The organism is Polaromonas sp. P1_F2 (assembly GCF_056405735.1).
This window is the reverse complement of sequence record NZ_JBFUBN010000011.1, coordinates 159,103-165,102: the sequence shown is the minus strand read 5'-3', so window position 1 is coordinate 165,102 and position 6,000 is coordinate 159,103. Positions and strand designations below refer to the sequence as shown.

The 6,000-nt window shown below is 66.4% G+C and carries 8 protein-coding genes; 6 read left to right on the top strand and 2 right to left on the bottom strand.

The genetic code is table 11. From position 1 onward, the window contains the following. Positions 1-290: 290 nt before the first annotated feature. Complete coding sequence (locus tag AC1D0O_RS20280) at positions 291-812, bottom strand: N-acetyltransferase family protein (protein WP_477655286.1); 522 nt, start codon at positions 810-812, stop codon at positions 291-293. Positions 813-997: 185 nt separating this feature from the next. On the opposite strand from AC1D0O_RS20280, the gene AC1D0O_RS20275 reads away from it, so the two are divergent. Both AC1D0O_RS20275 and AC1D0O_RS20270 read left to right on the top strand, forming a co-directional pair. Continuing rightward, positions 998-1,594 (top strand): LURP-one-related family protein, encoded by a 597-nt coding sequence (locus tag AC1D0O_RS20275; protein WP_477655285.1) that lies wholly within the window; start codon positions 998-1,000, stop codon positions 1,592-1,594. A gap of 25 nt (positions 1,595-1,619) precedes the next feature. Further along, entirely contained in the window at positions 1,620-1,931 is a 312-nt protein-coding gene (locus AC1D0O_RS20270; RefSeq protein WP_477655284.1) for a 2Fe-2S iron-sulfur cluster-binding protein, read from the top strand. On the opposite strand, the gene AC1D0O_RS20265 is transcribed toward AC1D0O_RS20270, so the two are convergent. Further along, positions 1,871-2,524, bottom strand: coding sequence for an N-acetyltransferase family protein (locus tag AC1D0O_RS20265; RefSeq protein WP_477655283.1), 654 nt, complete (start codon positions 2,522-2,524; stop codon positions 1,871-1,873). The genes AC1D0O_RS20270 and AC1D0O_RS20265 overlap by 61 nt on opposite strands. A gap of 73 nt (positions 2,525-2,597) precedes the next feature. On the opposite strand from AC1D0O_RS20265, the gene AC1D0O_RS20260 reads away from it, so the two are divergent. From AC1D0O_RS20260 to AC1D0O_RS20245, 4 genes are all read left to right on the top strand, one after another. Then, positions 2,598-3,482: a LysR family transcriptional regulator gene (locus tag AC1D0O_RS20260; protein ID WP_477655282.1), complete on the top strand. Its 885-nt coding sequence runs from the start codon at positions 2,598-2,600 to the stop codon at positions 3,480-3,482. A gap of 85 nt (positions 3,483-3,567) precedes the next feature. Further along, the gene (locus AC1D0O_RS20255; protein ID WP_477655281.1) at positions 3,568-4,665 is read left to right on the top strand and encodes a M14 family zinc carboxypeptidase; all 1,098 of its coding nucleotides are present in this window, start codon (positions 3,568-3,570) and stop codon (positions 4,663-4,665) included. Between the two features lies 1 nt (position 4,666). Next, on the top strand, positions 4,667-5,428 hold the full coding sequence (locus AC1D0O_RS20250) for an alpha/beta fold hydrolase (RefSeq protein WP_477655280.1): 762 nt from the start codon (positions 4,667-4,669) through the stop codon (positions 5,426-5,428). A gap of 136 nt (positions 5,429-5,564) precedes the next feature. Further along, positions 5,565-5,975, top strand: coding sequence for a hypothetical protein (locus tag AC1D0O_RS20245; RefSeq protein WP_477655279.1), 411 nt, complete (start codon positions 5,565-5,567; stop codon positions 5,973-5,975). Positions 5,976-6,000 lie beyond the last annotated feature (25 nt).

The following is a 6,000-nucleotide window of genomic DNA, read 5'->3' as shown; positions in this document are numbered from 1 at the left end:
GTTCTTTGTGTTTTGTCCCCGCTCCCGCTTGCCCCGTCCTGGCTGGGCCGAGGAGCGCAGACGTAGGCGGATCAGGGATCGCGCTTGTCTGAGCGAAGCGAGTTTGCGCGAGACCCCGCCGTAGTCGAGCACCGCAGGTTGCCCGTAGCGAAGCGTAGGGACCCAGACTGCGGGTCGCCTTTTCTTTGGTGACTTTCTTTTGGCGAAGCAAAAGAAAGTTACTTGCCGCCGGGCAATCCCCGGCCAACCGCCCTCAGTAAAGAGAACAGGAGAGCGAGCAAGACCCGGCCTTAATCAACCGATCGTTTAAGCCGAATCTCTTCCAGCTTGACGCTGCCAAACGCCACAGTCTTGAGCGAGGGCATCTCCCGCTTGAACCCCGCAGCCTGTTCATAAAACCGAAGCGCACGCTCATTGCGCAACAACACCCACAGCGTGACCTGCGTGCAGCCCTCTTCCTTCAGGCCTTCGCGCGCACCATCCCAGAGGGCCAGGCCCGCGCCTTTGCCCCAATGTTCGGGCAGCACGTACAGGGCCCAGATTTCACCGACGGTGGATTTGGTGCCGGCGTCGCGGGAGCGGTCAAAGCCGACAAAACCGACGATTTGCTCGCCTTCGGTGGCGACCAGCAGTTGCGGCTCGCTGAACTCGATGGCTTCGCGCCAGTAGGCCTGGCGCTTTTCAACAGTGATCTTGGCGAGGTAGTCCTCGGGCATGAGGTCTTTGTAGGCGGCTTGCCAGGTGGCAACATGGATCTCGGCGATGGTTTTGGCATCGCGGGGCGTGGCGGGTCGGACGGAATAGCTGGACATGGAAAATCGGGAGGGTTGTTCTTGGAGTCGGAAAATAATCCGGCGGAGCGGAATTGTCGCCCAGATTGCCTCCCTGCCGCCAATACATTCGCACCAAAGCCGCCGAACGGCGGGCCGGCGCCCGGAAGCGACACGGGCGTCGGGTACATTCGGCGCACCATAACCCTTACAAGCGCGCTCACACCATGGCCCAACGCCTCCAGTTTCCCCTGCAAATGTCCTTCAAGCTCATGGCCTTTGCGCCGCAGTTCCTGGTCAAGGACGCGCATGACCAGCCGGTGGCATATGTCAAGCAAAAACTCTTCAAGCTCAAGGAAGCCATCACGGTTTTCACCAACGAGAAGCAGGACCAGCTGCTGCACCAGATCAAGGCCGACCGGATCATCGATTTTTCGGCGCTGTACAACTTCACCGATCCGCAGGGCGTGGCGCTGGGAGGCATCAAGCGGCGCGGCATGCGGTCCATCTGGAGGGCCGGTTTTGACGTGCTGGACAACGGCGTCACGCATTTCAGCATCAACGAAAAAAGCGTGATGACGCGTTTTCTCGACGGCCTGTTCAGCCAGATTCCCCTGATCGGACTGTTTTCAGGCTATGTGTTCCATCCCGCCTACCAGGTGACGCGGCCTGACGGCACGCTGGTGGCCGAACTCACCAAGCGGCCGGCCCTGTTTGAGGGACTCTTCACCGCCGAACAGATGGCCCCCTTCAGCGAGCGCGAAGAGCAGCAGTTGCTGCTGTCCCTGATGACCGTGCTGCTGCTGGAGCGCGCGCGCGGCTAAGGCGGGCACCCTCGCGAAGACGGACATGGACGACGACACCCAGCCCAGCGGCTCCGCCGCCGCACCCGTGTTCAGGGTCAGGCTGGACGCGGAGGGCGCACATTTCAGCGCCTCGCCGTCCCTGCCCATCCTGCAGTCGGCGTCATTGGCCGGCGTGGTGATGGACAGCTCCTGCCGCAACGGCACTTGCCGCACCTGCATCCGCAAGCTGGCCAGCGGCCAGGTGGCCTACCGCATCGAATGGCCTGGCCTGAGCGCCGAGGAAAAGCAGGCGGGCTACATCCTGCCCTGCGTGGCGTACCCGCTGTCGGACCTGGTGATCGCGGCGGCCGACTGAACGGCCGGCGCCACCGGCAGGTCCCCGGGCGACGAAGCGCCCTCGCCCAGCACGCGCTGCATCAGCACCGTGTCCACCCACTGGCCGAATTTGTAGCCGACGCAGCCCAGCGTGCCGACGTGCGTAAAGCCCTGTACCTCATGCACCCGCAGCGAGCCGGTGTTGGCGCTGTTGCCGACCACGGCCACCATCTGACGGAAGCCGCGCTGCTCGCACTCGTGGATCAAGGCACGCAGCAAGGCGCTGCCGACGCCGGCCTGGCGCATGCCGGGCGCGACATAAATCGAGTCTTCCACCGTATGGCGATAGGCCGGCCGTGAGCGGTAAGCGCTGCCATAGGCATAACCCGCCAGCACCCCGTCGCGGCGAGCCACCAGGTAGGGATAACCGCCGCGCAGGATCTCGACGCGACGCGAGAGCATCTGGGCCGCGCTGGGCGGCTCCAGTTCGAAGGTAGCCAGGTTGGTCGCCACGTAGTGGGCATAGATGGCCTGTATCGCCTCGATGTCGCTCTCGGCGCAAGGGTGGATGGAGAGCGCGCCAGCATCGGGTGCGGGCACCGGCGCAGGGAAAGCCTGGGAAAGATGTTGCATGCCGCCATGGTTGCGCAAGGCCACTCATAAGTAAATATGTTGAAACTTATGGTTTTGATTAGAATTTCTTTGCATGCTCAACCTGGACCACCTGCGCACCTATGCGCTCATCGTCGAAACCGGCAGCTTCTCGGGCGCGGCCGAAAGGCTGGGCCTGTCGCAGCCGGCCGTCAGCCTGCAGATCCGGCAGCTGGAGCAGCGCCTGGGCGTGCGCCTGGTCGAGCGCGTGGCGCGCCGGGCCTCGCCCACGCCGGCGGGGCTGGACCTCCTGGCGCAGATCCGCCACGTGGACGCGGCGGTGGAAGGCGTGCTGACGGCCATGGCCTCGCATTCGGCCGACGTCACCGGCCGCGTGACGCTGGGAACCGGCGCCACGGCCTGCCTTTACCTGCTGCCGCACATCCTGCGTTCACTGAGGGTGCGCTTTCCCAATCTCAGCGTGCTGGTCAGTACCGGCAATACCGCCGACTTCGTCAAGGCGGTTGAGGGCAACACCATGGACATGGCGCTGGTGACCCTGCCCGTCAAGCGCCGCGCCCTAGTCACCACACCGATGCTGAACGACGAATTTGTGGCGGTGATTCCCAGGCGGGAGGCGGGGCTGCCCGCCCGCATCACGCCGGCTTTCCTGGCGAGGCGCGAACTTGTGCTGTTCGAGCCGGCGGCCAATACCCGCGTGATCATCGACCAGTGGTTCCGGGACGCGGGCCACACCCCCAGGCCCGTGATGGAACTGGGCAGCGTGGAGGCCATCAAGGAAATGGTGGCCGCCGGCCTGGGCTGCAGCATCCTGCCGGCCATGGCCGTGACCGGCCCCGGGCAGCATCCCGAACTCGCCGTTCACCCGCTGTACCCGCGGCTGCAAAGAACATTGGCGCTCGTGATGCGCGGCGACAAGCCGGTCAACAAGGCCATGCGCCAGGTGATCTCCGCGATCGAGCAGCGAACAGGGAACTGAGCATTTCAGGCCCCGGCCAACATTCGACACAAAAAACCCGCCGGCCATGTAGCGCGCTGTCAAACAACTGTGCCAGCATGTCAGGATGGAAATCCTGCCGCCGACCGCCGCCGTGGAAAGTCCCCGCAGCCTTCACAGCCCCTATAGCCTCACGCCGGCGCGCGACGCGGCCGCGAGTTTCGCGGAACTCGAGGAGCTCAAGGCAATTTTGCTGGCGGGCAGCGCCCACTTTGAAGTCGACGTCGTGGCCGAGGCGCACACCGCCGGTCCCTCGTTCCCGCTCTACACCGCCAGCATAGGCTCGCGCGACCCGCAGGCGCCCGCCGTCGGTTTCTTCGGCGGCATCCACGGGCTGGAGCGCATCGGCACGCAGCTGATCCTGCACTACCTGCGCGCACTGCTGTTTCGCCTCGAGTGGGACGACCTGCTGCACCGCCAGCTCGAAAAAATCCGGCTGGTCTTCATGCCCATCGTCAATCCCGGCGGAATGTGGGCGCACAAGCGCGCCAACCCGCAGGGCGTGGACCTGATGCGCAACGCGCCGCAGCGCGCCGAGGGCCATGTGCCCTTCCTGGCCGGCGGACAGAGCATCAGCCCCTCGCTGCCCTGGTACTGCGGCCGGCCGGGCATGCCCATGGAGGCCGAAAGCGCCGCGCTGCTGCGCGTGGTGCACGAGCAGCTCGCCAGCCGCCCTTTCAGCCTGGCGCTGGACTGCCACTCGGGCTACGGTTTTGACGACAGCCTGTGGTTTCCCTATGCCAAGACGCGCCGGCTGATGCCGCACCTGCCCGAGATGTTCGCGCTGCGGACCATGCTGGAACAGTCGCACCCGCACCACGCCTACAGCTTTGAGCCGCAGAGCAACCAGTACCTGCTGCACGGCGACCTCTGGGACCACGCCTACGACCACGCGCCGCCGCGCCACGTGTTCCTGCCGATGACGCTGGAGCTGGGCTCCTGGCTGTGGATACGCAAGAACCCGCGCCAGCTGTTTTCGCGGCACGGCATCTTCAACCCCATGAAGGCGCACCGCACCAAACGCGTGCTGCGCCGCCATGCGGATCTGCTGGACTTCCTCACGCGCGCCGCCTTCGCCGCGCCGAACTGGCTGCCCTCGGGTGAGCGGCGCGCGCTGCTCACACAGCTGGCCACGGCGCACTGGCGGCCCAGGCGGGTGCGCTGATATGACCTGGGTACTGCTCAGGGGCCTGACCCGCGAGGCGCGACATTGGGGTGACTTCGCGGAGCGGCTGGCGCGCGCCTTGCCGGGCTCGGCCAGCGCGGCCACACGGGTAGTGGCGCTGGACCTGCCGGGCAACGGCGTGTTCTGCCGTAAAGACTCGCCGGCCACGGTGCGCGCCATGGTGGACTTCGCGCGTGAACAATTGCGGGCCCGCGACCTTGCGCCGCCCTATCGCCTGGTGGCGATGTCCTTGGGCGGCATGGTGGCCGCCGACTGGGCGCTGCGCCATCCGGAGGAGGTGGACGGACTGGTGCTGATCAACACCAGCATGCGGCCGCTGGGCCGCGCCAGCGAACGCCTGCGCCCCACCACCTGGCTGCCGCTGGCGCTGGTGGCCGCGCGCTGGCGCGATGCGGCCCATGCCGAGCGCGTCATCCACCGCATTACCTGCAACCGCAGCACCTCGCTGGAGCAGGACCTCGCCGCGTGGACCCGCATCCGCCAGGACGCGCCCGTCAGCGCCGCCAATGCCTGGCGCCAGCTCAAGGCCGCCGCGGCCTTTACCATGGCCGCGCCGCCCGCCTGCCCGGCTCTTGTGCTTTCGTCGGCGGCCGACCACCTCGTGCATCCGCGCTGCTCGGCCCGGCTGGCGCAGGCCTGGCAGGCCACCCACCACGAGCATCCCTGGGCCGGTCACGACCTGCCGCACGACGACGCCGACTGGGTCTGCCGGCGCATTGCGGACTGGGCCGAGGGCAGCTGATCCACTTTTTTTCGCATCGTGGGCTGTCAAGGGTTTCCTTGGCGCGAAACCGGGTTTTGGCCGGGCGGCCCGGGGCCGCAACCCGACTCAGGCAAAATCATCCCTTGTCTATACAAGACGCCAAGACATGCCGTCCATGAAGAACCCAATCCCCCCCGAATCCCAGCCCGCCGGCCTGCCGGCCAGTGATGGCGGCCAGGCCGCTACACCGGTGCGCAACAAGCGCATGTGGGCACTGGCGCTGGGCACGGCGGCGCTCTGGAACCTGGACCCGGCCTTCGGTGAGATGGCCGAGATGATCGGCATGATCGCCTGCGCCGGCAATAAGACACTGGCCAAGGACGCCATCGCCCAGATGCGCAACAAGGCCGACAGCCTGCGCGCAAAGATCCCACCCCTGCCGGCCAGCGCCCTGACCAAGGTTGTGCGGCGCGCCGAAGCCGCCTGCGGCGCGGTGCTCGACAAGGGCGTGCGCGTCAAGGAAGTCGAGGCCAGCTGGGAGCACTTTGTCGCCTGCGTGCGCGCCTTGCCGGACAAGCACAGGTAGGACACAGGTAGGCTGTTCCCGCCGC

Excerpts from the sequence above, each read along its gene's own strand:
- AC1D0O_RS20280 (WP_477655286.1), bottom strand. The coding sequence starts at position 812 with ATGTCCAGCTATTCCGTCCGACCCGCCACGCCCCGCGATGCCAAAACC.
- AC1D0O_RS20275 (WP_477655285.1), top strand. The coding sequence starts at position 998 with ATGGCCCAACGCCTCCAGTTTCCCCTGCAAATGTCCTTCAAGCTCATG.
- AC1D0O_RS20270 (WP_477655284.1), top strand. The coding sequence starts at position 1,620 with ATGGACGACGACACCCAGCCCAGCGGCTCCGCCGCCGCACCCGTGTTC.
- AC1D0O_RS20265 (WP_477655283.1), bottom strand. The coding sequence starts at position 2,524 with ATGCAACATCTTTCCCAGGCTTTCCCTGCGCCGGTGCCCGCACCCGAT.
- AC1D0O_RS20260 (WP_477655282.1), top strand. The coding sequence starts at position 2,598 with ATGCTCAACCTGGACCACCTGCGCACCTATGCGCTCATCGTCGAAACC.
- AC1D0O_RS20255 (WP_477655281.1), top strand. The coding sequence starts at position 3,568 with ATGGAAATCCTGCCGCCGACCGCCGCCGTGGAAAGTCCCCGCAGCCTT.
- AC1D0O_RS20250 (WP_477655280.1), top strand. The coding sequence starts at position 4,667 with ATGACCTGGGTACTGCTCAGGGGCCTGACCCGCGAGGCGCGACATTGG.
- AC1D0O_RS20245 (WP_477655279.1), top strand. The coding sequence starts at position 5,565 with ATGAAGAACCCAATCCCCCCCGAATCCCAGCCCGCCGGCCTGCCGGCC.